General features: G+C 46.7%; 27 protein-coding genes. 15 read left to right on the forward strand and 12 right to left on the reverse strand.

What is annotated here, in order from left to right:
- Positions 1 to 65: 65 nt before the first annotated feature.
- From accC to cutA, 5 genes are all read right to left on the reverse strand, one after another.
- Positions 66 to 1409, reverse strand: coding sequence for an acetyl-CoA carboxylase biotin carboxylase subunit (gene accC, locus RHEIN_RS11395; protein WP_008899123.1), 1344 nt, complete (start codon positions 1407 to 1409; stop codon positions 66 to 68).
- A gap of 16 nt (positions 1410 to 1425) precedes the next feature.
- A complete protein-coding gene (gene accB / locus RHEIN_RS11400; RefSeq protein ID WP_008899124.1) occupies positions 1426 to 1881 on the reverse strand; it encodes an acetyl-CoA carboxylase biotin carboxyl carrier protein in 456 nt (151 codons plus the stop codon).
- A gap of 15 nt (positions 1882 to 1896) precedes the next feature.
- A complete protein-coding gene (aroQ, locus tag RHEIN_RS11405; RefSeq protein ID WP_008899125.1) occupies positions 1897 to 2355 on the reverse strand; it encodes a type II 3-dehydroquinate dehydratase in 459 nt (152 codons plus the stop codon).
- Positions 2356 to 2609: 254 nt separating this feature from the next.
- Positions 2610 to 4433 (reverse strand): protein-disulfide reductase DsbD, encoded by a 1824-nt coding sequence (locus RHEIN_RS11415; RefSeq protein ID WP_008899126.1) that lies wholly within the window; start codon positions 4431 to 4433, stop codon positions 2610 to 2612.
- Positions 4426 to 4746 (reverse strand): divalent-cation tolerance protein CutA, encoded by a 321-nt coding sequence (gene cutA / locus RHEIN_RS11420; protein ID WP_008899127.1) that lies wholly within the window; start codon positions 4744 to 4746, stop codon positions 4426 to 4428. Before cutA ends, RHEIN_RS11415 begins: the two co-directional genes overlap by 8 nt.
- A gap of 214 nt (positions 4747 to 4960) precedes the next feature.
- On the opposite strand from cutA, the gene RHEIN_RS11425 reads away from it, so the two are divergent.
- Positions 4961 to 5251 carry a co-chaperone GroES gene (locus RHEIN_RS11425; RefSeq protein WP_008899128.1) on the forward strand — a complete coding sequence of 97 codons (291 nt, stop codon included), beginning with the start codon at positions 4961 to 4963 and terminating at the stop codon, positions 5249 to 5251.
- A 51-nt stretch (positions 5252 to 5302) separates the two neighbouring features.
- On the forward strand, positions 5303 to 6940 hold the full coding sequence (gene groL / locus RHEIN_RS11430) for a chaperonin GroEL (protein WP_008899129.1): 1638 nt from the start codon (positions 5303 to 5305) through the stop codon (positions 6938 to 6940).
- Positions 6941 to 7355: 415 nt separating this feature from the next.
- Here the strand turns inward: groL and RHEIN_RS11435 are convergent, their stop codons facing one another.
- Positions 7356 to 7631 (reverse strand): type II toxin-antitoxin system RelE/ParE family toxin, encoded by a 276-nt coding sequence (locus RHEIN_RS11435; protein WP_008899130.1) that lies wholly within the window; start codon positions 7629 to 7631, stop codon positions 7356 to 7358.
- Positions 7628 to 7912: a type II toxin-antitoxin system RelB/DinJ family antitoxin gene (locus RHEIN_RS11440; protein ID WP_008899131.1), complete on the reverse strand. Its 285-nt coding sequence runs from the start codon at positions 7910 to 7912 to the stop codon at positions 7628 to 7630. Before RHEIN_RS11440 ends, RHEIN_RS11435 begins: the two co-directional genes overlap by 4 nt.
- 140 nt (positions 7913 to 8052) lie before the next feature.
- Between RHEIN_RS11440 and RHEIN_RS11445 the strand changes: the two genes are divergently transcribed.
- From RHEIN_RS11445 to glpK, 6 genes are all read left to right on the forward strand, one after another.
- Positions 8053 to 8382 (forward strand): type II toxin-antitoxin system Phd/YefM family antitoxin, encoded by a 330-nt coding sequence (locus RHEIN_RS11445; protein ID WP_237704358.1) that lies wholly within the window; start codon positions 8053 to 8055, stop codon positions 8380 to 8382.
- Between the two features lie 213 nt (positions 8383 to 8595).
- Entirely contained in the window at positions 8596 to 9561 is a 966-nt protein-coding gene (locus RHEIN_RS11450; RefSeq protein WP_008899133.1) for a universal stress protein, read from the forward strand.
- 50 nt (positions 9562 to 9611) lie between these two features.
- Positions 9612 to 11087: a DUF1538 domain-containing protein gene (locus RHEIN_RS11455; protein ID WP_040555098.1), complete on the forward strand. Its 1476-nt coding sequence runs from the start codon at positions 9612 to 9614 to the stop codon at positions 11085 to 11087.
- The gene (locus tag RHEIN_RS11460; RefSeq protein WP_008899135.1) at positions 11084 to 11440 is read left to right on the forward strand and encodes a hypothetical protein; all 357 of its coding nucleotides are present in this window, start codon (positions 11084 to 11086) and stop codon (positions 11438 to 11440) included. Before RHEIN_RS11455 ends, RHEIN_RS11460 begins: the two co-directional genes overlap by 4 nt.
- Positions 11441 to 11443: 3 nt before the next feature.
- The gene (locus RHEIN_RS11465) at positions 11444 to 11839 is read left to right on the forward strand and encodes a CBS domain-containing protein (RefSeq protein WP_008899136.1); all 396 of its coding nucleotides are present in this window, start codon (positions 11444 to 11446) and stop codon (positions 11837 to 11839) included.
- A 53-nt stretch (positions 11840 to 11892) separates the two neighbouring features.
- Complete coding sequence (gene glpK, locus RHEIN_RS11470; protein ID WP_008899137.1) at positions 11893 to 13371, forward strand: glycerol kinase GlpK; 1479 nt, start codon at positions 11893 to 11895, stop codon at positions 13369 to 13371.
- 122 nt (positions 13372 to 13493) lie between these two features.
- Here glpK and RHEIN_RS11475 read toward each other — a convergent pair whose 3' ends face one another.
- Entirely contained in the window at positions 13494 to 14363 is an 870-nt protein-coding gene (locus tag RHEIN_RS11475) for a bile acid:sodium symporter family protein (protein WP_008899138.1), read from the reverse strand.
- Positions 14364 to 14855: 492 nt separating this feature from the next.
- On the opposite strand from RHEIN_RS11475, the gene RHEIN_RS11480 reads away from it, so the two are divergent.
- From RHEIN_RS11480 to RHEIN_RS11495, 4 genes are all read left to right on the forward strand, one after another.
- Positions 14856 to 15206 (forward strand): PadR family transcriptional regulator, encoded by a 351-nt coding sequence (locus tag RHEIN_RS11480; protein ID WP_008899139.1) that lies wholly within the window; start codon positions 14856 to 14858, stop codon positions 15204 to 15206.
- Positions 15206 to 16153, forward strand: a complete 948-nt coding sequence (locus RHEIN_RS11485) for a hypothetical protein (RefSeq protein WP_008899140.1) — start codon at positions 15206 to 15208, stop codon at positions 16151 to 16153. Before RHEIN_RS11480 ends, RHEIN_RS11485 begins: the two co-directional genes overlap by 1 nt.
- Positions 16154 to 16247: 94 nt before the next feature.
- Positions 16248 to 16646 (forward strand): MAPEG family protein, encoded by a 399-nt coding sequence (locus RHEIN_RS11490; protein WP_008899141.1) that lies wholly within the window; start codon positions 16248 to 16250, stop codon positions 16644 to 16646.
- Between the two features lie 3 nt (positions 16647 to 16649).
- The gene (locus RHEIN_RS11495; RefSeq protein WP_050801184.1) at positions 16650 to 18458 is read left to right on the forward strand and encodes an ABC transporter transmembrane domain-containing protein; all 1809 of its coding nucleotides are present in this window, start codon (positions 16650 to 16652) and stop codon (positions 18456 to 18458) included.
- A 34-nt stretch (positions 18459 to 18492) separates the two neighbouring features.
- Here the strand turns inward: RHEIN_RS11495 and RHEIN_RS11500 are convergent, their stop codons facing one another.
- Positions 18493 to 19410, reverse strand: coding sequence for an alpha/beta hydrolase family protein (locus RHEIN_RS11500; RefSeq protein WP_008899143.1), 918 nt, complete (start codon positions 19408 to 19410; stop codon positions 18493 to 18495).
- Between the two features lie 201 nt (positions 19411 to 19611).
- Here RHEIN_RS11500 and RHEIN_RS11505 point away from each other — a divergent pair, with 201 nt between their 5' ends.
- The 3 genes from RHEIN_RS11505 to RHEIN_RS11515 all read left to right on the forward strand — a co-directional run bounded on the left by RHEIN_RS11505 (position 19612) and on the right by RHEIN_RS11515 (position 22013).
- The gene (locus tag RHEIN_RS11505) at positions 19612 to 20334 is read left to right on the forward strand and encodes a substrate-binding periplasmic protein (protein ID WP_008899144.1); all 723 of its coding nucleotides are present in this window, start codon (positions 19612 to 19614) and stop codon (positions 20332 to 20334) included.
- Positions 20335 to 20431: 97 nt separating this feature from the next.
- Positions 20432 to 21088: a substrate-binding periplasmic protein gene (locus RHEIN_RS11510; protein ID WP_158005480.1), complete on the forward strand. Its 657-nt coding sequence runs from the start codon at positions 20432 to 20434 to the stop codon at positions 21086 to 21088.
- 199 nt (positions 21089 to 21287) lie between these two features.
- Positions 21288 to 22013: a hypothetical protein gene (locus tag RHEIN_RS11515; RefSeq protein ID WP_008899146.1), complete on the forward strand. Its 726-nt coding sequence runs from the start codon at positions 21288 to 21290 to the stop codon at positions 22011 to 22013.
- A gap of 16 nt (positions 22014 to 22029) precedes the next feature.
- On the opposite strand, the gene RHEIN_RS11520 is transcribed toward RHEIN_RS11515, so the two are convergent.
- The 3 genes from RHEIN_RS11520 to RHEIN_RS11530 form a co-directional block, all read right to left on the reverse strand.
- Complete coding sequence (locus RHEIN_RS11520) at positions 22030 to 22773, reverse strand: ferredoxin--NADP reductase (protein WP_008899147.1); 744 nt, start codon at positions 22771 to 22773, stop codon at positions 22030 to 22032.
- 115 nt (positions 22774 to 22888) lie between these two features.
- Positions 22889 to 23476: a DUF6624 domain-containing protein gene (locus tag RHEIN_RS11525; protein WP_008899148.1), complete on the reverse strand. Its 588-nt coding sequence runs from the start codon at positions 23474 to 23476 to the stop codon at positions 22889 to 22891.
- A gap of 143 nt (positions 23477 to 23619) precedes the next feature.
- Positions 23620 to 25689: a S9 family peptidase gene (locus RHEIN_RS11530; RefSeq protein ID WP_008899149.1), complete on the reverse strand. Its 2070-nt coding sequence runs from the start codon at positions 25687 to 25689 to the stop codon at positions 23620 to 23622.
- Positions 25690 to 25793 lie beyond the last annotated feature (104 nt).

The following is a 25793-nucleotide window of genomic DNA, read 5'->3' on the forward strand; positions in this document are numbered from 1 at the left end:
GTTGCCTATACGACTGGGGCGAGAGCTTGAAGTCAACAACGCTGCGGCTTCAAGTGCAAAGGGTATTACTTCAGACCGAGTTTATGTTCAAGATAGTGGATGTTAGTTCCTCCTTTATTGAAGTTCTCGTCTGTCATAATCAGCTTGTGCAATTCGATATTGGTTTTGATGCCACCGACCAGCAGCTCGCTTAATGCATTACGCATACGTGCTATTGCGATGTCACGGTTTTCACCGTAGGTGATCAGCTTGCCAACCATTGAATCGTAGTTTGGCGGCACTGTGTAATCTGCGTAAATATGCGAATCCCAACGCACACCGTTGCCACCTGGTGGGTGGAAGCGGGTGATGGTGCCTGGCGACGGAATAAAAGTCTTGGCATCTTCAGCGTTGATACGGCATTCCACAGCATGACCACGGATCACAACATCGGATTGCTTAATGCTCAGCGGCATGCCAGAGGCGATACGCAGCTGCTCTTTAATCAGGTCAACACCAGTGATCATTTCTGTCACAGGGTGCTCTACCTGAATACGGGTGTTCATTTCGATGAAATAAAACTCGCCGTCTTCAAACAGGAATTCGAAGGTACCAGCACCGCGGTAGTTCAGATCGATACAAGCCTGCACACAACGAGCGCCGATAAAGTTACGCAGTTCCTGAGTAATACCAGGAGCTGGCGCTTCTTCCACTACTTTCTGGTGACGACGTTGCATAGAACAATCACGTTCACCTAAGTGAATGGCACTGCCCTGACCATCAGCTAACACCTGAATTTCGATATGACGTGGGTTTTCCAGGAATTTCTCCATGTATACCATGTCATTACCAAAAGCAGTGCCTGCTTCGTTTTTGGTCATCGCAATAGATTCAACCAGCTCTTCTTCGCTACGCACCACACGCATACCACGACCACCGCCGCCACCAGCAGCTTTCACGATAATCGGATAACCGATACGTTTAGCTATGGCTTTGTTGACTTCATCGTCGTCGCCTACAGCGCCGTCAGAACCTGGTACACAAGGTACACCGGCTTTTTTCATGGCTTCAATGGCAGAAACTTTGTCACCCATTAAACGGATAGACTCAGGACGTGGGCCGATAAAGACCAGACCACTTTCTTCCACTTGCTGGGCAAAGTCAGCACGTTCAGCCAGGAAACCATAACCAGGGTGAATAGCCTGAGCATTGGTCACTTCAGCTGCGGCAATCAGCGCAGGAATATTTAAGTAACTTTGTGGTGATGGGGCAGGACCAATACAAATGGTCTCGTCGGCCAGCAGCACGTGTTTCAGATTACGGTCTACTGTGGAATGCACAGCTACCGTTTTGATACCGAGTTCCTTACACGCACGTAAAATACGCAGTGCAATTTCACCCCGGTTGGCGATCAGTACTTTTTCTAGCATGAGTCTGCCTTTTAACTTATTCGATCACAAATAATGGCTGGTCAAACTCAACCGGCTCGCCGTTTTCTACCAGAATTTGTGTCACCACACCGGCCTTGTCAGACTGGATCTGGTTCATCATTTTCATCGCTTCGATAATACACAAGGTGTCGCCCACTTTAACGCTCTGACCCACTTCAACAAAAGATTTAGAAGTAGGAGAAGCAGCGCGGTAGAAGGAACCTACCATAGGTGAACGCATCTGATGACCTGTGACTACCGGCTTGGCAGCTTCAGCAGGAGCAGCGGCAGCCACTGGTGCTGCAGCTGGAGCCTGTTGCATTGGCGCAGCAGCATAGTGCATTGGTGCATATTGCTGCATTGGGCCATTGCGGCTGATACGAACGGATTCTTCGCCTTCAGTTATTTCAAGCTCGTTAATGCCTGACTCTTCCAGCAGTTCGATCAATTTTTTAATTTTTCTGATATCCATGACGTAGTTGCCTAATTAATTTGATGGAATGGTTGATAAGGACGACACCGCCGATTCCAGTGCATAGTGGTAGCCTTTGGCCCCTAAACCACAAATCACACCTTTGGCGATATCGGATAAATACGAGTGACGACGGAATTCTTCCCGCGCATGTACATTGGACAAATGCACTTCAATAAAAGGGATAGCCACAGCCAGCAATGCATCACGAATGGCCACGCTGGTATGGGTATATGCGCCCGGGTTGATAATAATAAAGTCCTGTTGTCCTAAACTTTGCTGAATAGCGTTGATGAGCTCATGTTCGGCGTTGGATTGCAGATGAGTCAAAGTGGCATTCAGCTCCTTGGCATGAGCAGTTAAGCCATCAACAATTTGCGGTAAAGTGGCGGCGCCATAAATTTGAGGCTCACGTTTGCCTAACATATTTAAGTTAGGGCCGTTGAGCAGCAAAATACGTAAGTTTGTCGACATATAGCGCGAATTTCCCGTCATCTTGTTTAATTGCCAACTATCTTGCCAAAGGCATAAAGCAATTGCATCTTTTTTGTTCAGCGACCAGCAGTCGCTGCAGATTTGCCGCTTATTATAGTGAAATCGTTGCAAATGGCAGCAAAATACTGGTCTTATCAGCAGAACGGAACTTTTTTACGAAGTTGAAACTGAAGTTGAGAAATTCAGGCAAAGTCAGAGCCAGTCTGACTTTGCCGAGAGTGTCGCGGAATTTTTTACTGCAGTATTGGGCCTAAATGGGCACTAAAATCTTTTGGTCCCATGAAGCCAGTGATGCGAGATTGCGTTAATTCGCTGCCGTTTTTGTCAAATAACAGCAAAGTTGGCAAACCTAAAACCTGAAAATGATCCAATAATTGCTGATCCTGATCGGTGGCATGGGTCACATCTACCTTAATTAACGTAAATTGCGCCATTAAGCTTTTTACTTCGCCATCGGAAAAAGTGATGTGCTCAAACTCTTTACAGGCCACACACCAGTCGGCGTATAAATCCACCAGCACAGGTTTACCGGCGTCAGCCGATTTTTTTACTTGCTGTTGCAGCTCATCTAAGGTTTTTACCAGTGTAAATTCAGTGTTTTGTGTTTGACCACTTTGCCCTGTCACAACCACTGGCGATGGCAGCCAATACCATAAGTTCGCGCCTGTGGTGCCCAACACAATCACTAGTGCCAGCATCCAACTGATGCTTTGGCCTGTAGTTCCCTTAGCAAGTTGTTGCGATAAGCGGTGTAAATAGACGGCCAGCATCAATAAAACTAAGGTTCCGGCTATGACTACTATGTAAGTTGGCAGGAAACGGCTAAGTAACCAGACTGGTACTGCTAATAACAGGAAACCAAAACTGGCTTTGACTACATCCATCCAGGCGCCGGCTTTTGGTAAAAACTTACCGCCAGTGCTGCCTAAAATCAGCAATGGCAAGCCCATCCCCATACTTAAGATATACAGCGTTAAAGCGCCCAAAGCTAAATCGCCGGACTGAGCTACATACAAAAGTGCTGCAGTTAAAGGGGCTGTAGTGCAAGGGGAGGCAACTAAACCTGATAACAAACCCATCAAAGCCGCACCTTTAATGCTGCCACCTTGTTGTTTGTTGCTCAAACTATTGACTTTGTTTTGCCATTTTTCTGGCAGGCTTAAGTTAAAGACGCCAAACATAGCCAAAGCCAAAGCGACAAATAAAATGCTGATGGCAACTAAGACTATAGGGTGCTGAAAGTAGGTCTGGAACTGCAAACCTAAACTTGCCACCAATAAACCCAATAACGAGTAGCTGACCGCCATACCCTGCACATACGCCATCGACAAACTAAAAGCACGTTTGCCGGATAACTGCTGGCCTTGCCCTACAATAATGCTGGTTAAAATTGGATACATAGGGAAAACACAAGGCGTAAAGGCCAAACCTAAACCCAGCAGAAAAAACAAAAACAGCGCTTTGAGCGTGCTGTCGGTTTGTAGTTTATCTAAGAGTTGCAGTTGTTCTGATACAGGAGCTGAGCTTGTGGTGTCTGAATCAGTTGAAGCCGGGTTGATACCCAAAGCTGCTGCAGCATCAGCTGTACTGGCGCTTGCTGTTGACGCTGGTGCTATCAAAGGAATATCCAGTGTTTGCACCGGATAACATAAACCTGCTTCTGCACAACCCTGGAAGCGCACCTTGAGCATGGCTTCAGAACCCAACTGGCTGAGTGGAATATCCAGAACTACCTGATGGAAATACACTTCGGATTCACCAAAGTATTCGTCGTGGATCATCACACCTTTGGGATACTGAGGATGAGAAAAGGCGGCATCTATGCCCACAAACTTAAACTTGTCTTTATATAAGTAGTAACCGTCGGCTATGGTAAAGCTGACCTGTACTTTTGATTGTCCTGCAGTATTGTCCTGCTGACGGAAATCCATCACAAAAGCCTGCTCTACCGGCAGGAACTGCGAGTCTTGTTGCAAAGCGGCCAGTACACTGGTGCTTTGCGCCTGACTTAACAAAGAAAAGCTTAAAAGCAGGCTAAATAAAAAACTCTTAATCACGACTCGTTACCTCTTGAACCCACTGTAAATAGGGGGCGAATACTTGTTGCGCGGCAATGGCAATAATTTCAGGCACTTCATACGGATGTGAAGCACAAATGGCCTGTTCTATTTCAATAAAATCTTCTTTTCTGGCTTTAATTAATAATGGAATTTCAGTGCTTTGCTCTAACTTGCCTTGCCAGACATAATGCGATTGCACCGCAGGCAAAACGTTAACACAAGCCGCCAGTTTTCGCTCCAACAGGTGCTCTGTTATGCGTTCTGCGACTTGTAAATCAGGACAATTACATAAAATCAGTTCCATCATCATGGTCGAATCCTCTTAATCACAGCAGTCAAGACCTGCTCCACTGGTATTTTGTTGCACCAAAAACACTGTTTGCATAAAAACTGAGCAAAAAGACGTAAAAGCCTAAAATTTTTAAAAAATAGCCCTTGGGTTCATAAGGAGATTGCCCCATATAGCTGTCAACCGCTTTAACACTCAATGTTAAACTCAAATCGCTTTTAGGAGATAAAAAAGCATGAATATTCGTCCATTACACGATCGCGTCATCATCAAGCGTTTAGAAGCTGAAAGCAAATCCGCTGGTGGTATTGTGCTGACTGGCGCTTCTGCTGAAAAATCTACTCGTGGTGAAGTTGTTGCTGTAGGCAACGGCCGCATTTTAGAAAACGGTTCAGTCCGTCCATTAGATGTGAAAGTCGGCGACAAAGTGATCTTCGGTGCTTATGTAGAGCGCACTGAAAAAATCGAAGGCCAGGAATATGTCATCACCAAAGAAGACAATATCCTTGGCGTGATCACCGAATAATTAAACCGAACTTTCTAATTTAATTTCAAAGTATTCAGAGGAATTTTTAAAATGGCTGCAAAAGAAGTACGTTTTGGCGATGACGCCCGTAACAAGATGCTCAAAGGCGTCAATATTTTAGCAAACGCAGTGCGCGTTACTTTAGGCCCTAAAGGCCGTAACGTGATTCTGGACAAGTCATTTGGTTCGCCAATGATCACCAAAGATGGTGTGTCTGTTGCCAAAGAAATCGAGCTGGAAGACAAGTTCGAAAACATGGGCGCACAAATGGTGAAAGAAGTTGCTTCTAAAGCCAATGACGAAGCCGGTGACGGTACTACTACTGCTACTGTGTTAGCACAAAACATTATCAACGAAGGCGTAAAAGCTGTTGCTGCCGGTATGAATCCAATGGATTTAAAACGTGGTATCGACAAAGCTGTTATCGCTGCTGTTGCTGAACTGAAATTATTATCTCAGCCATGTGCCGACACCAAAGCTATTGCCCAGGTAGGTACTATCTCTGCAAACTCTGACGATGAAATTGGCCAAATCATTGCCAATGCCATGGACAAAGTAGGCAAAGAAGGCGTGATCACTGTTGAAGAAGGCCAGGGCTTAGCGAATGAGCTGGCTGTGGTTGAAGGTATGCAGTTTGACCGTGGTTACCTGTCTCCGTACTTCATCAACAACCCGGAAGCTGGCCAGGTAGAACTGGACAACCCGTTCATCCTGACTGTTGATAAAAAAATCAGCAACATCCGTGAATTACTGCCGGTATTAGAAGGCGTGGCCAAGTCAGGCAAACCACTGCTGATTATCGCTGAAGATTTAGAAGGCGAAGCTTTAGCAACTCTGGTTGTGAACAACATGCGCGGCATCGTTAAAGTTTCTGCGGTGAAAGCCCCAGGTTTCGGTGACCGTCGTAAAGCTATGCTGCAAGACATCGCTGTATTAACTGGCGGTGTAGTGATTTCTGAAGAAATCGGCTTAGAGCTGGAAAAAGCAACTCTGGAAGATTTAGGTACTGCTAAACGTGTTGTGATCACCAAAGATAACACCACTATTATTGATGGTGCTGGTGAGCAGGAAGCCATTGACGGTCGCGTGAAGCAAATCCGTCAACAAGTGGAAGACGCCACTTCAGATTACGATAAAGAAAAACTGCAAGAGCGCCTGGCTAAGTTAGCTGGTGGTGTTGCTGTGATTAAAGTGGGCGCTGCCACTGAAATCGAAATGAAAGAGAAAAAACACCGCGTAGAAGACGCGCTGCACGCAACTCGTGCTGCCGTTGAAGAAGGCGTAGTACCTGGCGGTGGTGTGGCTTTAGTACGTGTAGCTGCCAAACTGGTTGAACTGCGTGGCATCAACGAAGACCAGAACCACGGTATCAAAATCGCACTGCGTGCGATGGAAGCACCACTGCGTCAAATCGTTGATAACGCAGGTGAAGAGCCATCAGTTGTAGTAAACAACGTGAAAAACGGTTCAGGCAACTACGGTTACAACGCTGCAACTGGCGTGTACGGCGATATGCTGGAAATGGGTATCCTGGATCCAACCAAAGTAACTCGTTCTGCTCTGCAGTTCGCCGCTTCTGTTGGTTCTCTGATGATCACAACCGAAGCTATGGTGACAGAACTGCCGAAGAAAGATGCTCCATCAATGCCAGATATGGGCGGCATGGGTGGTATGGGAGGAATGATGTAATTTTTTTACATCATTGTTTCTTAAATGAAAACCTGGCTTATGCCGGGTTTTCTGTTTTTGGGGATAGCGAATTCTGAAGGGGGCAGATCAAGATTTGCGAAGCAAATTTGCTCTGATCCCAGTTTGCCATCTGAGTTTAACTTTCTCTTAGTGGTATCAAGGCCTATTATCCCTAACCTTATGGCTTGAACGCTGCTTACTTGTTTTTTGAACTACTTAGAAATCCTCGGTAGTTCGCGCGCTCGCGGCTCCCGCGCTCACTTTTGATCGTTCACTACGCAGTTATACTGGTGTTTGGTATGAGATCTAAAGATCTGCAACCTTGTATCACCAATGCAGCAAATCTTACTACTAATCCCAAACTCACTGTTTTAAGACTAAACCAGAAAAGCTAACTTATAACAAAATCACCTATCTACCCCGGAAACTGCTGCTTTTGATGCAAAACCCGCATTACGCGAATAGTTGAACCATCAACCCAATAAGAAACTATCATGGATACTTCAGGAATGATCAGCAAACGACCACGGACCGAAGCGCGCTGAACACCCATAAGTGGGTGAGCCAATAGATTTTCGACTTTGGCTTCGAGCAGTTCATCGGTTTTTTCAGCGGCTACAGGGTTTACCGCATAAAGGTATTCAAAGATTTTTTCCCTGTCGTTCAGCGCTTCGTCTTCCCAGTAAATCATTCCTTAGCTCTACTGCGAATTTTAGCTTTGCGTGCTGCCATGCTGATTTTCGCTTGTTCGTGGCTGACAAACTTCGCATTACCTGTATCCAATTTTTCAAAGGCAGCATTTACTTGCTCTGTGAGCCATTGATCATGGGCGCTGACTTTTCGTTGTTCAGCAGCGAGTTGCTCAGTGAGCTGGCGACAGGCATCACTTAAAGTCCGTCCCTGACTTTCAGCCATCAGCTGAGCAAGGCGTTTGGTTTCTTCATCAACACGAAACTGAATTCTGGTTTCCATAGCAAAAGACTCGAGGTTTAGTGTGTGTACAAATGTTAGCACTGAATGCATGTGTGAGCCAAATCAGGTTGCCAGGTTGCACTGGCGCTCCGCTCTGGGTACAACCTACAACTCCATGTCGGTGGCGCTGAAAAACCTGGTTGAAAAACTATGAAAAAGAGCTTAAAAAGTTGGGCAGAGCTTGTCAGAAAACCAGAGCTTTTATGCCAATATCCCATTTTGATGAGGTTGTTGCTTTGTCTGAGTTGAAACAAAACCTGGCTCAGGTAGTTCGGCTCAGCAAAGTCCTGCGTAAGCCAGTGCTCTTGACGAGCAAAGGACAGGATGTCGCTGTCCTGCAAGGGCTGGATGACTACACAAAAACAGCAGAAGAATTAAGATTTATAAAAGCTGTAGCAACAGGTATGGCCAATATTGCTTTGGGTCACACTTTGAGTCTGGAAGAAACATGCAAACTTTCTGATAGATGAATCATGAAATGCGGATCGAGTCAGCACCAATGCCAGTAACCAGCAATCTAATCGACAATCCCGGCTTGTCGCCACGAATAATGTATTAGTTGCTATGCCCCTCTCAGCTGCTACCTTATGTTGATATGTATCAAAACCTTTGATAGAAAAGCTGTGTAGTATCAGGTGGTTCCAAAACACATTTTTAACTGTTTTGTTCAGGAGGACAGGGCGATGAAAAGATTCAAGAACATTTTGCTTGTAGCTAAACCTCAGTGCGAGCACCCCTTTGAACTTGAAGCTGCGCTGACACTGGCTGAACAAAACTCTGCGGAAATTACCTTGCTGATGGTATTACCTGCTCTGAGTAGCTTTCATCTGATTAAACCAGAGCGGCCGCAACAGGACATAGAAAAAGACTATGTTCAGCATCATTTAAACGAGTTACTGGCAAGGGCAGGGCGGTATCAGCAACGCGCTGAAATTCGCTGCAAAGTAGTAATAGGTACTGAATTTCTTGAAGTGATCCGCTCTGTTTTGCGTAACCATCACGACCTAGTGATCAAAACGGCTGAGCCTGCCAGTTGGGTGAAACGGCTGTTTGGCGGCACTGATATGCACTTGCTGCGTAAATGCCCTTGTCCTTTGTGGTTACTCAAACCTGATGTGGCGCCCAACTACAGCAAAATAGCGGCTACAGTAGATTTTAATCCGGACGAGCCACAAAGTGTCGAGCAACCACTGAACAAACAAATCCTCGAACTGGCCAGCTCCATTGCTATCCACAATTCGGCCAGTCTGCATATTTTGCATGCCTGGCAGGTAGAGTCTGCCGGAGTGGTACTGATGTGGAGCGACAACCCGGAAAGCGCTGAAGCTGAGTACAATCAAAGCCTTTTTTCATCTCACCAGGCCGGCATCAACAGATTAAAACTGCTGATGGCCAAATGGATTGGGCAACAAGCCTACGACTACTGCACTCCTCATTTCGAGTTACTGCGGGGGGACGCTTCACATATTCTTGCCAAAAGAGTAGAAGAACTGGACCCTGGCTTAGTTGTTATGGGCACTGTCGCCCGAACTGGTATTGCCGGATTTCTGATCGGAAACACAGCTGAAGCTTTACTGGAGCAGCTGAATTGTTCAGTGTTGGCAGTCAAACCTCTGGGTTTTGTGACTCCTGTTACGCTTGAAGAATAAGTAGTAGATGAGCATTAATTAAGCGATTGATTTTCAGAAGGAAACCAACAATTTCTAACGCATTTTTTCACCAGCTGCTGCATGCGTCTAAAAACCTGCTTCCGATAGTAGTTGTTGTGCTGTTTTTCCAGCTGGCCGTATTACAAACCGTGCCTGAAAATCCTTTTGAGCTGATGCTTGGGCTGGCTATTGTTGCGCTGGGTATTGCCTTATTTTTGCAAGGGCTTGAGCTCAGTATCTTTCCCGTCGGCAAAAATCTGGCTAATCAGTTTGCACTAAAAGGCTCATTGCCACTTTTGGTCGCTTTTGGTTTTGCCATAGGTTTTGCTGCTGTGGTGGCAGAGCCTGCACTTATTGCTGTGGCCGAGCAGGCTCAGGTGATTAGCGAAGGGCGTGTGAATGGCTTTACTTTAAGGCTGATAGTTGCTTTGTCGGTGGGCGCTGTGGTGGCGCTTGGCATAGTGCGCACTGTGATGGGCTGGGGTATTCAAAAGCTAATGATAGTGGGTTATTTGTTAGTGCTGACCGTGACATTTTTTGCTCCTGCAGAAATAGTAGGCCTGGCTTATGATTCAGGTGGAGTCACCACTAATATAGTCACTGTGCCGCTGGTTGCAGCTTTGGGCATTGGGCTGGCGAATTCCATAGCAGGCCGGAATCCATTGCGGGACGGTTTTGGACTGGTTGCGCTGGCGGTGATGGTGCCAATGATTACTGTGCAGTTGTATGGCATTTGGGTGTATCAGTTTAGTGATGTTCAGGCTGTGCCCGTGGCTGCCCTTGTCGCGGAATCCCGGCACTGGCTGGTGACAGTGCTGCTTGATTTAGCCTCGCTGATCAAAGATGTATTGCCCATTTTAGTGGTCGTGCTGTTTTTCCAGTATCTGGTGCTGAAACGCTCGCTGGCTAATCCGGTGCGGGTGGCCTTTGGTTTTGTGCTGGTACTGCTGGGTTTATACGCTTTTGTCATTGGCCTGAAACTGGGCTTGTTCCCCATTGGTACTTTAATGGCTGAACAGTTGATAGGCCAAAACCAGGCAAGCTGGATCTTGTTATTTGGTTTTATGATTGGTTTCGCCACTACTATGGCGGAACCTGCCTTGCTGGCTATTGGCGAGCAAGCCGAACAAGCCGCACCTGGTAAAATTAAAGCAAAAGTGATCCGCCTTATGGTGGCACTGGGGGTAGCTGTTGGTATAGCTGTAGGTGTATACCGCATCATGGCGGGCACACCAATCCACTATTACATTATGGCGGGTTACGCTGTGGTGGTGTTACTTACTGTACTGGCTCCGGATTACATTACAGCGCTGGCTTTTGATTTGGGTGGAGTCACCACCTCTGAGGTGACTGTGCCGCTGGTTACAGCGCTTGGTATTGGTTTAGCCAGTTCCATTGAAGGGCGTAATGTACTGATTGATGGTTTTGGACTTATCGCTTTTGCTTCTATTTTTCCAATTATCAGCGTGATGCTGTATGCAATTGTTGCAGAAAAACTCAGTTTAATGAGGAAACAACCCAGATGAAATTCTCCGCTATTGTTGTGATTGCCCCTGATGATCTGGAGCAGTTAGCCATAGAAAGAGCCAGAGCAGCCGGTGCCACAGGCATTACTATTTTGCAGGGCAGGGGCATTAGCAACAGCTCTAAAAAAACCTTTTTTGGTATGACCTTTGAAGGCAATCAAACGGTGTTTTTGATGTTGGTAGCGCGTCATATTGCCTTGCCAATTTTAAAAGAAATGAAGCAAGTGCTGGTAAAGGACGGCGATTCCAGAGGCATAGCTTTTACTTTGCCTGTTGAACACCTGATTGGAGTTGATGTAGACCAGATTGCAAAATTCGAACAACAGTTGCGTGAGCAGCAACAAGAGGAGTGATGTATGAAACAGCAGCTCGTTAACGATCTAATGGTACGTCAGGTGATTAGCATCAGTGCTTTTGCCCCGATCCGGGAAGCCTTGTTACTGATGAAAACACATAAAGTAAAATGCCTGGTAGTGGACAGGCAGTCGGTACACGACGCCTATGGCATTATTACGTACAGCCATATATTAAAAACCATTATTGCTGAGCAAGGTGATATAGATTTAATTAACGTGTATGACGTTTGCACTAAGCCTGCCATTCATGTTCACTCCGAACTTGCAGTGAAACATGCCGCAGAGCTGTTAACTCAGCATAAAATCAAACGTTTACTGGTGCTGGATAACAATCAACTGGTGGGTTTGCTGACGATGGATGATTTGGTCAGCAATGTATTTCGTTTGTTGGACTAAAACACTGGTTTGCAGTTAGGCTAACGCCATCAACAGTATTCTAAGAGCCATTTATGCGCCAGCAAGCCATTTTATCTATAGACCAGGGCACTTCTTCCAGCCGGGCTTTGTTATTTAACCGGGACGGCAAGGTATTGGCTGTGGCGCAGCAAGAGCTGGATTGTGTCTATCCACAACAAGGCTGGGTAGAGCAAGATGCAGAGCTGATTTGGCTCTCTGTGCTTAAGGTGTGTCGGCAGGTTTTAGCACAAGCCGTGCAGCTGGGCATTGAAGTACTGGCTGTCAGTATCAGCAATCAGCGCGAAACTACAGTGCTTTGGCATAAAGCCAAAGATAAAGTGTTAGCTCCCGCTATTGTCTGGCAAGACAGACGCACAGCAGACTATTGCCAGCAGCTTAAAGATCAGGGCCATGAAGCTCTGGTGCAGCAAAAAACTGGTTTATTGCTTGACCCTTACTTTTCTGCCAGCAAAATTCAGTGGTTACTCACTCACAATGCCGATGTGCAGCAAGCTTTGGCTCAAGGCGAATTGGCTTTTGGCACCATAGATAGTTTTTTGCTTTGGCGTTTAACTTCAGGCCTGGTGCATGCCACAGATACGACCAATGCCAGCCGCACTTTATTGCTGAATATTCAAAGCTTAAGCTGGGATCAAGAACTGCTGCAGTTGTTTGGCGTGCCTGAGCATATTCTGCCGCAGGTAAAACAAAGCGCTGATTCGTATGGGGTCTGTGACACCCGCTTATTTGGTTTGGCCTTACCTGTGCTGGCGCTGGTGGGCGATCAACAAGCTGCGGCTTTAGGTCAGGGCTGTATCAGTGCAGGTTCGTTAAAAAGCACTTATGGCACAGGCTGTTTTGCCTTATTAAATACCGGCTGCAACCCGTTGTTTTCTAAACACAGGTTACTGACCACAGTGGCTTTTACTGTGCAGGGCCACACTTTTTATGCACTTGAAGGGGCCATTTTTGTCGCTGGTGCAGCAGTCAAATGGTTGCGTGATCAGCTGGGTGTCATTAGTGAAGCCAGTGAAACAGAAGCGTTGGCACAAAGTTTACCGGATAACGGTGGAGTGTATTTAGTGCCGGCTTTTACTGGTTTAGCTGCACCACACTGGCAACCTGAAGCAAGGGCTGCTTTGGTAGGCATGACACTGGGCACAGGCAAAGCGCATATAGCCCGCGCTGCCTTGGAAGCAGTGGTCTATCAGACTGCTGATTTATTCTCTGCCATGCAGGCTGATGGTGCCAAGGTGCAGCAGTTGCAGGTTGATGGCGGCATGGTGGCAAATAACTGGTTATGTCAGCATCTGGCTGATGTATTGAATATTCCAGTGCTTAAACCCAGTCAAAACGAAGCTTCGGCTTATGGTGCTTCGATACTGGCAGCTGTGCAGTTAGGCTGGATTGAAAGTCTGAATGCTGCGCCATTCAGCGCTGATGCTCAACAATTTTTACCGCAGATGTCAGTTGCTAAACGCCAGCAGTTGCTAAGCGGCTGGCAGAAAGCTTTGGCTTTGGTGCTCGGTTAAAACAAAAAGATAACGAACCCTAATTAATTGATGTTGCAGCGAGGCGACAAGTGAGCGAGACCCCAGGAGCATAGTTCACCTATGTGACTGCGGTGAGGAGCGAAGGCAACAAAGCTGCAGCTTCAAGTAAGACGGGTTTCGTCTTGTCGTAACACCCACACCGTAAACAAACTGGCGGTCATAAACATCAGCAAACTATAAACGCTGGGAGCTATCGACATGGCGGTGTTTTGCAAAATACCTGTGGTGATCATCAAAGCGAGCGTGCCATTTTGCAGGCCCACTTCAAGGCAGATGGTTCTGGCTTGTTTTTCCTGATGCAGCAAAAACCGGCCTAACCAATAACCTGCCAGCATGGTGAATACATTCAAAGCTAAAGTGGCAGGCCCGGTTTTTTCTAAAAACAGCCAGAGATCTGCACCTAAATCTGTGGCTATGCTGATGATCAATAACACCAGCACTATTACCGAAAAGCGGCTGATCACAGGCTGAAAACGATGTGAGCGTTCAGGCCATTTAAAGTTAAACCACATGCCAAGCAATACAGGAAAAACACTGACGATCATTAACGTCAGCCAGGTTTTTAATAGCGGAAGTTGCAGCGAGGTATTTTCGCCTAAAAAGTGTTCTATGGCCCAGACGGTCAAGAGTGGCAAGGTAAAGGGCGTGATAAAACCAACCAGCGCCGTTAAAGCCACAGACAAACCCAGATCGGCTTTACACAAGTAACTGTACAAATTTGAGGTAGTGCCACCCGGACATAAGGCCAGAATAAATAAACCTACCGCCAGTTCGCCCTGCAAATCAAACAGATAAATCACCCCTAAAGCACATAGCGGCAGCAGTAATAACTGCGCCAGGGCACCAACAAAAAACGCTTTGGGCTGACGCACCACTTCCGAAAAATTAGCAAGCCGCAGGCTCATGCCAACGCCCGTCATAATCAGTATTAGCGCTATAGGTAAACCAATTTGGGTCAAAGCTTCAAACATTTTATTAACCTGAGCTTGGGATAATGAGAGTCAAACGTCATTTGCTTAACTATATGAATAAATTAGATAAAATATATGTTTATGCAGCTTAACCCCTTTCTGGCTGAATGCACAGATTTTTGTGGATCTCAAGGCGCTTTGTCGTACGCCATAGCTGGCTATGGTTAGACAGAGCAACGCAGAGAGGCGCGAAAAGATGCTCATTCAGTGGCTCTGCTTATCTCAGGCTCAGGTTACCCCTCTTCAAAGAGATAGTGTAGTTAACCTACCTTGGAATTCCTGACTGAGCAAGAGTTGCTCGATTCTGGCTGCTGCAGTGCGGTTTTTTCACATTAGCCTTGCAGTGAAAGAACTAAAAAACTTTGTTTTCCAATCACTTAAATTTTGTTTAGAAAATAAGCTTGCACCTATACTGTGTCTCACCTAGCATCACTGTGTGGCGCACAGTGTGTGTGGCACAGTATGAGTGATATAGACAAAACAGGATTTTTTATGACCACTTCACAGCTGGACAAAATGCGACTGGAACTGCGCCGTGGTGTGCTGGTGCTGGCCGTGCTGGCCTCGTTGAAGCAGCGACATTATGGCTACTCGCTTAGAAAGCAATTGCAGGACAGAGGCATCGACATAGACGAAGGTACTTTGTACCCGCTGGTCCGGCGTTTAGCGGAGCAAGGTTTGCTGGACAGTGAATGGCAGCAGGCGGAAGGGCGCGAGCGGCGTTATTACCTGTTGTCGGAGCAAGGCAAAGAGCTATTGGCGCAGTTAACCGATGAATGGCTACAACTCAATTCGGCTTTGGGCCCTTTGTTAACACAAGATCAAAGTGGGGAGACAGAATAATGGAACTGGTTGAACGTTATGTCGCTGCTGTGCAGCGTGAATTGCCTGAAACGAAAAGGCAGGAAATAGGTCGTGAGCTGAGTGCCAATATTATGGATCAGCTGGATGCGCTCAAAGAGCAAAATGGCCAGTTGTCAGAAGATGATATAGCTGCTGTGCTGAAACAAATGGGCCGTCCGGAAGCCGTGGCTAATCAGTTTGTGCCACCTAAAGCTTTAGTGGCTGCTGAAGATATGCCTTTGCTGAAGCATGTGTTGTATATGGTATTGGGTGTGTTGTTTGTCGTACAAATTGTGGGCTCTACGACCCATTGGATGGGCAGCAGTGAAGGTCATTTAATTCGCTTTTTATTGCAGTTGGCTGCTGGTTTTATGGCAGACGCCTGTTTTGCTTTTACTGTGATAGTGCTGAGTTTTGCTGTGGTGAATAGCGCAGGAGACAGGGTAAGCCGCTGTGCAGGCAAAGACTGGTCGCCAAAAGATTTACCTAAAGCGGATTTAGGCTGGCAGCGTATCAGCATGACCGATGTATTTACTGATTTAGCCACCTGTTTATTCCTGCTGATTGTGATTTGGTATCCGCTGTGGATGAGCCCGGAACAAATAGCGGATCGCAGTATTATGTTTACAGACAGTGCTCTGTTGATGTTGCAATGGTTTAGCCCTGTAGTGGCCTTGTCTGTGTTATTCAGCTTATGGCAATTACGCCAACGGATCTGGAACCGCAGTTTGTTGCTGGGCAACATTTTGGTGAATGCGACTTTTTCTGCATTTTTTGTCGCGCTGGCTTTTAGTGGCCCCTTGCTGCAGGTAGGTCCCGTTGAGCTAAAAAGCCTGTTTACTCTGTTACAGCTGGAGAAGGGTTTCACTTATGGGTTGCTGTTCGCCGCTTGTATTCCTGCGTATGAAGCAATACGGGATTTGTTCAGGTTCAACAAGCTGAATTAAGTGCTACTCAGCGGTTGGGGGGCTGTTGATTTCGTTTCACTGCACCCCCATAACATTTTAAGGCAATCCGCCTCTACCTTATTGAAGGTTTACCATGGCTTTACATCTTCCTGCTATCGTTACTTTACTGGCACTTTTCTTGTTTTTATACACTTGCACTGCTGTGGGTATGGCACGGACAAAATATGGTGTTGCTGCTCCTGCGACTACAGGCAATCTGGACTTTGAGCGCATATTCCGTGTGCAAATGAACACGCTGGAACATCTGGTGTTGTTTTTACCTGCGCTTTGGTTATTCAGTGAATATGTCAGTCCGGTCTGGGCTGGCTTAGTGGGTTTGGTCTGGTTAGTGGGCCGTTTGTATTATGCGGTTAGCTATATCAAGGACGCGAAAAGCCGTGGACCAGGTTTTATGATTGGTTTTGTTGCTTTGCTGGTGCTGATGATTGGCGCAGCTGTTGGCATAGTACTGCGTATGATGGCTGGCTTATAAGTCATGAGCAGCACATCCCTCGTGACCGAAGCAGAGCCTGATACTGAAGTTCAGGCTCCGGCCAAAAAAATTGGGCCGCTTTTTAGTTTAATTCCGTTTTTAACTCCTTACGCCAGCCGCTGGATTTTAACTTTTATCGCCTTAACAGTGGCAGCTGTGGCCACTCTTACTTTACCCGTGGCTTTTCGTTATCTGATTGATGCTGGTTTTTCTACCGATCAGGCTGGGCACATCGATCAATACTTCCTGGCCTTATTTGGTCTTTCTGTGGTGCTGGCTGTAGCTACTGCGTTGCGGTTTTATTATGTGTCATGGCTTGGCGAGCGGGTGACGGCAGACTTACGAAGTGCTGTGTATGCTCATGTGGTAAAAATGAGCCCGCAGTTTTTTGAGTTGACCAAAACCGGCGAAGTTTTGTCGCGTTTAACTACAGACACCACCTTAATCCAGGCTGTGGTAGGCACCAGTTTGTCGATGGGCTTACGTAACACATTTTTGCTGGTTGGCGGATTGGTGATGTTGTTTGTCACCAGCGCAAAATTAGCCGCTTATATTCTGCTGACCTTAGTGCTGGTGATTTTGCCGATTTTCTTATTTGGCCGCAAAGTCCGGAAGTTGTCGCGTGACAGTCAGGATCGTATTGCCGATGCCAGTGCTGTGGCAGGTGAAGTGTTAAACGCCATTCCAACAGTGCAGTCGTACCGGCAGGAAGAGCGTGAAACTTCGCGTTTTACACAATCAGTGGAAACGGCTTTTACCACGGCTTTATCCCGTATTCGAGCCCGCTCTATGCTGACTTTGGTCGCCATAGTCTTGGTGTTTGGTGCTATTTCTTTTGTGCTTTGGTTAGGTGCTCAGGCGGTACTGGCGAACGAAATGACAGGCGGCGAGTTATCGCAGTTTATTTTATATGCGGTACTCACAGCCGGAGCTATTGGCGCTATTGCTGAAGTATGGGGCGATTTACAGCGTGCGGCCGGCGCTGCAGAGCGCCTAATGCAGCTGCTGAATGTGCAGTCTCCTGTGGTAGAACGACCTGCTCCTTTGCCTCTGGTGTTGCCTGAACATAATCTGGCTGGCACTGGTATTGAGTTTAACGGCGTTCATTTTAGTTACCCGTCGCGGCCAGACACTTTGGCCTTGCAGGATTTTTCGCTGCAGATTAAACCCGGTGAACATATAGCTTTGGTTGGGCCTTCAGGCGCAGGCAAAACCACCTTGTTCCAGCTGTTGTTGCGCTTTTACGATCCACAACAAGGCCAGGTGAAATTTAATGGCATGGATTTAAAAGATCTGCGTTTAACAGATGCCCGTCAGCCTTTTGGCATAGTGTTGCAAGATACAGTGATTTTTGCAGCTTCTGTGCTGGATAATATCCGTTATGCCCGCCCTGAAGCATCAGAGCAAGAAGTGCAAGATGCAGCGAAAATGGCTGCAGCGCACGACTTTATTCTGGCGTTGCCCGAAGGCTACAACACTTATTTAGGCGAACGAGGAGTGCGTTTATCCGGTGGTCAACGCCAGCGTATTTCCATAGCACGAGCCATCTTAAGTAACCCTTCAGTGTTATTGCTGGATGAAGCCACCAGCGCTTTAGATGCTGAAAGTGAGAGGCAAGTGCAGCAAGCTTTGGATAATGCTGCACAAAACCGTACTACCCTGGTGATAGCCCATCGGTTGGCTACAGTTCTGGCCGCCGACCGTATTATTGTGCTGGAGGCTGGGCGCATTGTAGCTCAGGGTACTCATACTGAATTGCTGCAAAGCAGTGAGTTGTATGCCCGTTTGGCGGCGCTGCAGTTTAGCCATTAGTGGAGATCTGTATGCAGGCAGGAAGAGCTTTGGTTTAAAGCCAGGGCTCGAGTTTGGTTACATAATCTGCTGGCAACAGATGACCACTGTCGAAGCGGAATAGCCTTTTATCAGCGTTGGGTAAAGCATAAAACAGTTGTTGGTTCTGTTTGATGCTGGCGTATTCGTCGTCATCTGCGGTGAAAAGCCATACCTGATTGTCGGCAAGACCTGGCATCAGATTCAGTGGTGCAACGAGTGCGGTCGTGTTGTTCATATGGGGTGGCACTATGGCGGCAATGCTCTGAATACGTGAGTCTACTCCGGCTAACAGTAAACTGATTTGTGCTCCCATGCTGTAGCCTGCCAGTTTAATCTTACTGCTATCAAATTGAGGTTGTTGCACCAGCCAGTCCAGCAATACACGGTGATCCCGAACTGTATCCACCAGCATTTGTTCATAAGGGTCACGCTCTCCCCACCAGTGCAAATTATCAATAATATCCACTACGGTCAGATCCGGGTCTTTACGTAAACCATGATGACGGGCATCTATGGCCACAACTGCATAACCTTTAGCTAATGCCATAGCTGTGATTTTGTCGGTTTGCTCAAAGGTAGCTCTGTCTTTAAAACTGTCCTGCCACCAGCGAATTTGGCTACGCCCCATGGCATGAGCACCAATGAGTACAGGAACCGGGCTTGTGATGGCTTTAAGATCTTGTGGGTAGTGGATACGACCATTGACTATGGCTCCATCAAAGCTCTGATAGGTAAAATCAAAACTTTGTGGGGTCAGTTTTTTGATCTCCAGTTGCACCTGCTGTTTTACAGGGTAAGCATAACGAGCCGCCAGTTGCTCCGCGCTCAGATTGTAAGGTTTTAAGCCAAACAGGCCATACCAAAGTGCCGCTATACCAGCGACCACAACGCCGATACTCAGCATGATTTTTTTTCCTTTTGTGAGTGACATAGCCTTTTCCTGCTTTGTTTTTTCTGTATGAGAAACAAATATGTGGACCTCTGTCACAAAGAATAAAGAAGCAAATGTCAAAACAATGTGAAATAGTCCTGTGCTGTGAAAGGACTGGTAGTTTTTACCATCAAGCTTCACAGAATACTGCTAGAGTTAATGCAGTATCAGCTGTCGTTTTTGTTTTTGTGGTAGCGATTTATGGCTAAGTTTTTTTTCAGTTGCCTGCTATGGCTGGCCTGTTCTTTGGATGTTGCAGCACAGCATCCATTAAAGTTTTTGATGCCTGACTATCCGCCTTATACCTATCAGGTAAGCGGACAGAATCAGGGAATAGGCTATGAAGCAGTGGCAGCTATTATGGCGGATATTCAGCAGCCATTTTCTGTGCAGTTAGTGCCGCATTTTGGTCATGCTATTAGCGATATGCAGCGGGGTTTGGCGGATGGTTTTTTTCTGGCCACTGAAAGTGCAGAACGTAATAAAGTGGCTGAGTTTTCAGAGCCGGTTTTAACGATTGAATGGACCTGGGTTTGGTTAAAACAACGCTCAGACTTAAACCCGGAATCAAGCCACTTTAAGCACAATGCTCAGGTATCAGCCCAATCCAATAGTAATATACACAGATGGTTAAAAGAGCATAACTATCAGGTCACAGCAGGAACTACCGATATCAGGGGCTTGTTGAATTTACTGAAATACAAAAGAGTGGACGCTATTCTGTTGCCAGAACTGACAGTGAAAACTTTACTGTCAGAACAGGCTGTTGATGCTGACTTGTACAGCTTTCAACAGGAAATTAATTTACCCTTCTCAATTTATATCAATAAAAATTACCTGAAAAAACACCCGGACTTTATGCAAAAACTAAACGCCGCTATTGGTCGTTATCAGGCCAGAGTTCATGCTCTACAGCCTGATTGATCAACGGATCAACAGTTATGGTGGCAGAAAGTTGCGCCTTTTCATCTTGTGCTGCCTTTTTTGGCCTGCGGCATTAAACGCAAATGAAACCTTGCGGATGGCGATGCCGGATTACCCGCCTTACACCACTATTCAAAATGGTACCTATCAAGGTTTTGGTTATGAGGCTTTTGTCAGTATCATGGCCGATCTGCAGCAGAGTTTTACCATTGTGCCTGCGCCTAATTACGGCAGGGCGGTGAAGGATTTGCAAAATCAGCTGGTGGATGGTTTGTTTCTGGCTTCTGAGAACGAAGAACGTAATGCTGTGGCTGAGTTTTCTGAGGCAGTGTCTTACAGTGGCTGGACCTGGGTATGGTTAAAAGAACGCACTGAATTAGATCCTGCTTCGGCTGATTTTAAAAAAAACGCCATAGTTTCAGCTCAATTAAACAGTAACACTTATATCTGGATAGTGAAGCAGAACTACAAAATGGCAGGAGCCCCCAGCAATATCCGTATGTTATTTACCATGTTAAATTCCCGCAGGGTAGATGCTATTCTGTTGCCTGAACTGACGGCAAAAGCTGTGATGCAACAGGAAAAACTAGACCCTGATTTGTATTCGATGCATTTGGAAGTGCAACTCCCTTTTGGCATTTATATCAGCAAAGCTTATATAGCCCGCAATCCGGATATTATGCCAAAACTAAATCAGGCTATTGCGCGCTACCACGATCGTCAAAAGAACCCGGCCACTCATGCTCTTCATTAACTAAACAGCAATGGCTTTGTGCACCTATTCTTCATTCAGTGCTGAAACTATTTGCTGATTCTTTCATCTGACTTCACTGCATTTGCCCTGATGGTTAATTTATTCTGAGGTTCAGCCGCCAGTCAGGCAAATCAGACAATATGAATGGTTGCAAATCGGCCTTGTTCTCCTACAATGGCGCGGCAACTGGAGGGTGGTGATGAAATTTTCGGCGGTAATAGCGTTGGCTTTAACGGCCAATTCGGTGATGGCAACTGAATGGTGGCAAACCAAACAGGATCCAAATAATACCCAGGTGATAGCTTTGGGTAAAAAGCCTGTGCTGTCGGTGGCAAACTGCCCGGAAGATACGGCGCTGCGTTATTATCTGAAAGCCGAAAAAATTACGGCGTTGCAAAATACCTGGTATCAGCAAGCCAGTGAAGAACCTCATACCGCCTTGTATCGCTGGATTTATGGCGCTACCTGGTTAGAAAGGTTAAATCAGGCAGTGTGGCCCGGTACTGAAGCTTTCACCAAAGTGGCCTTCCCGGGCGAGATACAACAACTGACGATGGAATTTCCTCAGTCTGAACAAGACCATTTAGCTTTTGATGATGTGCTGGTATTTAATCTGCACTTTGCCGGTTTTACTGCCGATCATAAGCCTGATTTGCGTATTCATCTGGACAGGGACCTCAGCAGGGTGGCTGGTGTGGCAGATTTGGATCTGGCGCTGAATCATCGCCTCGCAAACAATATTTGTGTGGTACATAGCCTGAATCAATTGGCACAGGACAAACAGGTTGAGCTGAAAATTAAAGGTAAAACAGTGCCCAAGCTGAAAATCAGCTCAGAGGCTGTAGCCAGCCAGCTCTGTCTGGTAGAAATTCATCAGCATCAGGCTGTAAAAGGTTCGCTGACCTTGCCTGTGACTCAGTGTTAACAGTCTGAAGGGGTTGTTATTTCCAGTACTGCTCCACAGTGATTTGCCCCGGATCGCGGCGCAAGTTCTTTTTCAGACCAAGGCTTTCCAGCACTGCTTTGGTTTCAGTAATCATTTGTGGGTTGCCACACAACAATACTTGGGATTGAGTACCCAAGCTCTGGCCACAAGTTGCCTGAAGCGTGCCGCTTTGGATTAACTCCGGAATACGTTGCTGCAAAGCGCCCACTGACTTTTCTCTGGTGACTACAGGCTGATAATGCAGTTGCGTACTATAACGCTGCTGAAACTGCCGGATCAGCGGCTGATACACCAATTCAGCTTCAAAGCGCACACTGTGCAGCAGAATAATGGAAGAAAAACGTTGCCATAGACTTTCAGTGCCCAGCATCGACAGATAAGGACCAATACCAGTGCCGGTAGAGATCAGCCAGAGGTTCTCGCCGTCAGGGACTTCATCCAGAATAAAAAATCCGCTGGCAGGTTGGCTGACTTGCACTGTATCGCCTGGTTTTAGCTGCTGCAGCAAAGGTGAAAGTAAACCATCAGCGACAGTGCTGACTAAAAACTCTTGCTCTTTGCTACCTGGGCTATTGAGCAGCGAATAAGCGCGTTGCGCCTTGCCATCCGCTGTATCCAAAGCCAGCCTGACAAACTGACCGGCAATAAAGTCAAAGGGCTCTGTCTGTACTTTGATACTGAACAAAGTATCAGTCCAGTGCGTATTTGCTGTTACTGTGCCGTTAAGCCACTGCGCCATAAGCTGTTTCCTGTCGAAGTAAATTACGTAAGACTAATAAATAAGGCTTAAGAAAAGTATCTGGTTATAGTTGGCCATTACACTTCTGCTGCTCAACTTCCCAGAGCACATAAGATCAGCGCGCTGCACATAGCGAAGCCGAAGCTCTGTCGATATAGGCACTAAGAGGTGGAAGGCCAACCCGGGAGCGGTACTCGTCCACTAAATCCCTGCTTTCCATTGCTTTAGGTGCCCACTTACCTGATGCTTCGCAATCCCCTTGTGTACCAAACCTCTGGAGCGTACCTTCTGCGACATGTATTCTGTCATGGAGAAAGGCGGCGTTTGCTGGCAATGCTTCGCCAATTGCCGCCAACTCATACATAACACCAAGGATCTTCTTTTGCAACTCTGGGTCATGATCAGCGTGTTGGGCCAATAGCCACGCTGCCCGAGCACCAGATTCCCCTACTTCACTCACTCTGGGCCAGCCATCGGTGTCCAATAGTTTTCTTAAGAAGGTACTATTATCCCGGTCAATCTTCTCTACATGAACAAAATCCCCTGTAGACCGGGCCTGTTGATCTCTTTCTGCTCTTTCAACAAGTTGTTTTGCCAAGTCACTATTAGCCGCATCCGCTACACTGTAGAAAGTCATACCAAAGGCCAAAGCACACCCAGCCATTCGGAGTGCTTTCGTTACTGATTTAACAAACGTTGTCATCAAAAATATCCTCGCCTTAAAAACTCTCGCTTGTCATGTCAGCTAGCATATCAGCAAGCTCTCTTGTCGCAACAGCGCCTAACCGGCTTTTTGCTTAAAGCAAAAAAAGCCCGGAATTCCGGGCTTGATGTGGTGATGTGCTTTTAGTTTGAACTGGTTTTGTATTGCTCAAACCAGGCCAGAATGTACTCCACTTTTGTGATCATCCGGCTGGGTTTATTGGCGATGCCATGAGGCGCGCCAGGAATACGGACCAGAGCTGTATCTACTTTGCGAATTTTTAAGGCCTGATAAAACTGCTCAGATTCACTGATGGGGGTACGTCTGTCATTTTCACCTGTCATCAACAGGGTTGGAGTGGTCACATTACCTACCAGCGATAAAGGCGAACGTTGCCAATAATGTTCCACATGCTCCCAAGGCACACCTGGGAATTGGTGGAAGGTCTGGTACAGGTAACTATCCCCTGTCAGTACTTTGCTCAGCCAGTTGATAATAGGTTTGACCACAGCCGCTGCTTTATAACGCTGGGTTAAACCCACAGCATAAGCTGTCGCTATACCACCAGCTGAACCACCAGCGATAAACAGGTTGTCTTTATCGACAAAACCCAACTCAATCATCGCGTTCACACCTGAATCGTGATCGGCATAGTCTTCAGGCGAGCTGTATTTTCCGTGTAACAACATGGCAAAACGTTCTCCATACGAAGAGCTGCCTCTGTGGTTGTTGTAAAACACTACATAACCTTCGGTGGCAAAACGTTGCATCTCAGCGCTGAAATGTGGGCCATAAGCCAGATGTGGGCCGCCATGAATTTCCAGCATCATTGGGTATTTTTTAGTGGGATCAAAATTTGGCGGCGTAATGTACCAGCCCTGGATTGGCTCGCCATCAAAAGAGGATTTGTAATTAATTTCATGCACTTGCCCAAGCTTTTTATGCCCCAGCAGATCTTCGTTTAACTGAGTTAAAGTGCGGGTTTTGCCGTTCACTATCACTGCCACATCGGCAGGGCGCTGGGCATTGCCCTGAGTAAAGGCAATAACTTCATTGGCGACACTGTATTCACCGCTTAAATAAGGCTGAGGTAAACCAGCGCCTGACACCTGATCCGTCAGTTGCTGCAGCTTGCCGGACAAAGACACTGATGCGAGCGTACGTTTGCCTTTGTCATCAAACTGGATCACTAAACTGCCATTGTCCAGCCATTGCGGGTTGTCGACGTCACGATCCAGCTCTTTGGTCAGATCTTTTATTTCACCTGAGCGCCAGTCCATCAGCTTCAGTTTGCCGTTGGTGTAAGGCACTTTTTCATTATTACCCCAGACAAAAGCCAGATACTTGCCATCGGGTGAAAACACTGCGGAGCTTTCCCTGCCAGCCATACTGGTTAGCTGTTTGAGTTCGCTGTTGGCCAAAGTGAATTGATACAAGTCGCTGTCGCGTGGCTGATATTCCCATTCTTTGTGGGTGTTGGCTGAAAAAACCAGCGCTTTACCGTCCGGTGTCCAGCTTAAATCTGAACCGTAATTCAAATCACCGCTCGTCAGCTGACGTTCTTTGCCTCCAGTTGCAGGCAATACAAACAGATGGCGAAACTCTGATTTTAAAAATCCCTGACCATCAGCCTGATACTGAGCCCGCTCAATTAAAACAGCTGGCTCTGACCATTTAGCACCTTCTGGTTTTTTCGGCATTTTGGTGGCTTTGGCAAGCTTAGTCGGCTGAGCCGGCACATTCATGGTAAAGGCCAGGTGTTCACCATCAGGCGACCAGCTTAAGTTACCCGGGCTTTTAGGCAGTTGACTGACTAAAGCAGTTTTGTTTTCTTTGAGGTAATGCACATGGATTTGGCGTGAGCCGGAGCGGTCAGAAATAAAGGCAATGCGGCTGCCATCTTCAGACCAGCGTGGGCTGCCATAGTTAAACTGATCAACAAATAAAGGGCTTTGGCGGCCAGTTTTTACGTCCAGCAACCATAAGCTGCTATGGGTGCCATCTGTCATAATATCGTTGCTGTTACGCACATACACAACTTGTTTGCCGTCTGGTGAAACTTGTGGATCGTTGGCATATTCCAGCGCAAAAATATCTTCAGATTCAAAGTAAGGGCTGGTTGCAGCTGAGGCCAAAACAGGTGCTGCACAAAATAAAGCAGTGCTGGCGATACAGGAATAAATAAAGGGCGCAAAGGCCACGGGCTTTTTCATTGGTAAACCTCTTCTGATAAGACAGCGACTAAACTAACCTGCCTTGGAGTGATGCACAATTTAGCAGCGACCAAAACCTGAATTTAAGCGTTTAGTTTGCCTGC

The organism is Rheinheimera sp. A13L (genome assembly GCF_000217935.1).
Lineage (GTDB): Bacteria > Pseudomonadota > Gammaproteobacteria > Enterobacterales > Alteromonadaceae > Pararheinheimera.

Excerpts from the sequence above, each read along its gene's own strand:
- RHEIN_RS11465 (WP_008899136.1), top strand. The coding sequence starts at position 11,444 with ATGAAACAGCAGCTCGTTAACGATCTAATGGTACGTCAGGTGATTAGC.
- RHEIN_RS11495 (WP_050801184.1), top strand. The coding sequence starts at position 16,650 with ATGAGCAGCACATCCCTCGTGACCGAAGCAGAGCCTGATACTGAAGTT.
- RHEIN_RS11510 (WP_158005480.1), top strand. The coding sequence starts at position 20,432 with ATGGCGATGCCGGATTACCCGCCTTACACCACTATTCAAAATGGTACC.
- RHEIN_RS11460 (WP_008899135.1), top strand. The coding sequence starts at position 11,084 with ATGAAATTCTCCGCTATTGTTGTGATTGCCCCTGATGATCTGGAGCAG.
- RHEIN_RS11480 (WP_008899139.1), top strand. The coding sequence starts at position 14,856 with ATGACCACTTCACAGCTGGACAAAATGCGACTGGAACTGCGCCGTGGT.
- RHEIN_RS11475 (WP_008899138.1), bottom strand. The coding sequence starts at position 14,363 with ATGTTTGAAGCTTTGACCCAAATTGGTTTACCTATAGCGCTAATACTG.
- RHEIN_RS11440 (WP_008899131.1), bottom strand. The coding sequence starts at position 7,912 with ATGGAAACCAGAATTCAGTTTCGTGTTGATGAAGAAACCAAACGCCTT.
- RHEIN_RS11425 (WP_008899128.1), top strand. The coding sequence starts at position 4,961 with ATGAATATTCGTCCATTACACGATCGCGTCATCATCAAGCGTTTAGAA.
- RHEIN_RS11435 (WP_008899130.1), bottom strand. The coding sequence starts at position 7,631 with ATGATTTACTGGGAAGACGAAGCGCTGAACGACAGGGAAAAAATCTTT.
- RHEIN_RS11450 (WP_008899133.1), top strand. The coding sequence starts at position 8,596 with ATGAAAAGATTCAAGAACATTTTGCTTGTAGCTAAACCTCAGTGCGAG.
- groL (WP_008899129.1), top strand. The coding sequence starts at position 5,303 with ATGGCTGCAAAAGAAGTACGTTTTGGCGATGACGCCCGTAACAAGATG.
- RHEIN_RS11490 (WP_008899141.1), top strand. The coding sequence starts at position 16,248 with ATGGCTTTACATCTTCCTGCTATCGTTACTTTACTGGCACTTTTCTTG.
- RHEIN_RS11515 (WP_008899146.1), top strand. The coding sequence starts at position 21,288 with ATGAAATTTTCGGCGGTAATAGCGTTGGCTTTAACGGCCAATTCGGTG.
- RHEIN_RS11525 (WP_008899148.1), bottom strand. The coding sequence starts at position 23,476 with ATGACAACGTTTGTTAAATCAGTAACGAAAGCACTCCGAATGGCTGGG.
- glpK (WP_008899137.1), top strand. The coding sequence starts at position 11,893 with ATGCGCCAGCAAGCCATTTTATCTATAGACCAGGGCACTTCTTCCAGC.
- cutA (WP_008899127.1), bottom strand. The coding sequence starts at position 4,746 with ATGATGATGGAACTGATTTTATGTAATTGTCCTGATTTACAAGTCGCA.
- RHEIN_RS11520 (WP_008899147.1), bottom strand. The coding sequence starts at position 22,773 with ATGGCGCAGTGGCTTAACGGCACAGTAACAGCAAATACGCACTGGACT.
- RHEIN_RS11485 (WP_008899140.1), top strand. The coding sequence starts at position 15,206 with ATGGAACTGGTTGAACGTTATGTCGCTGCTGTGCAGCGTGAATTGCCT.
- accC (WP_008899123.1), bottom strand. The coding sequence starts at position 1,409 with ATGCTAGAAAAAGTACTGATCGCCAACCGGGGTGAAATTGCACTGCGT.
- RHEIN_RS11530 (WP_008899149.1), bottom strand. The coding sequence starts at position 25,689 with ATGAAAAAGCCCGTGGCCTTTGCGCCCTTTATTTATTCCTGTATCGCC.
- aroQ (WP_008899125.1), bottom strand. The coding sequence starts at position 2,355 with ATGTCGACAAACTTACGTATTTTGCTGCTCAACGGCCCTAACTTAAAT.
- RHEIN_RS11505 (WP_008899144.1), top strand. The coding sequence starts at position 19,612 with ATGGCTAAGTTTTTTTTCAGTTGCCTGCTATGGCTGGCCTGTTCTTTG.
- accB (WP_008899124.1), bottom strand. The coding sequence starts at position 1,881 with ATGGATATCAGAAAAATTAAAAAATTGATCGAACTGCTGGAAGAGTCA.
- RHEIN_RS11500 (WP_008899143.1), bottom strand. The coding sequence starts at position 19,410 with ATGTCACTCACAAAAGGAAAAAAAATCATGCTGAGTATCGGCGTTGTG.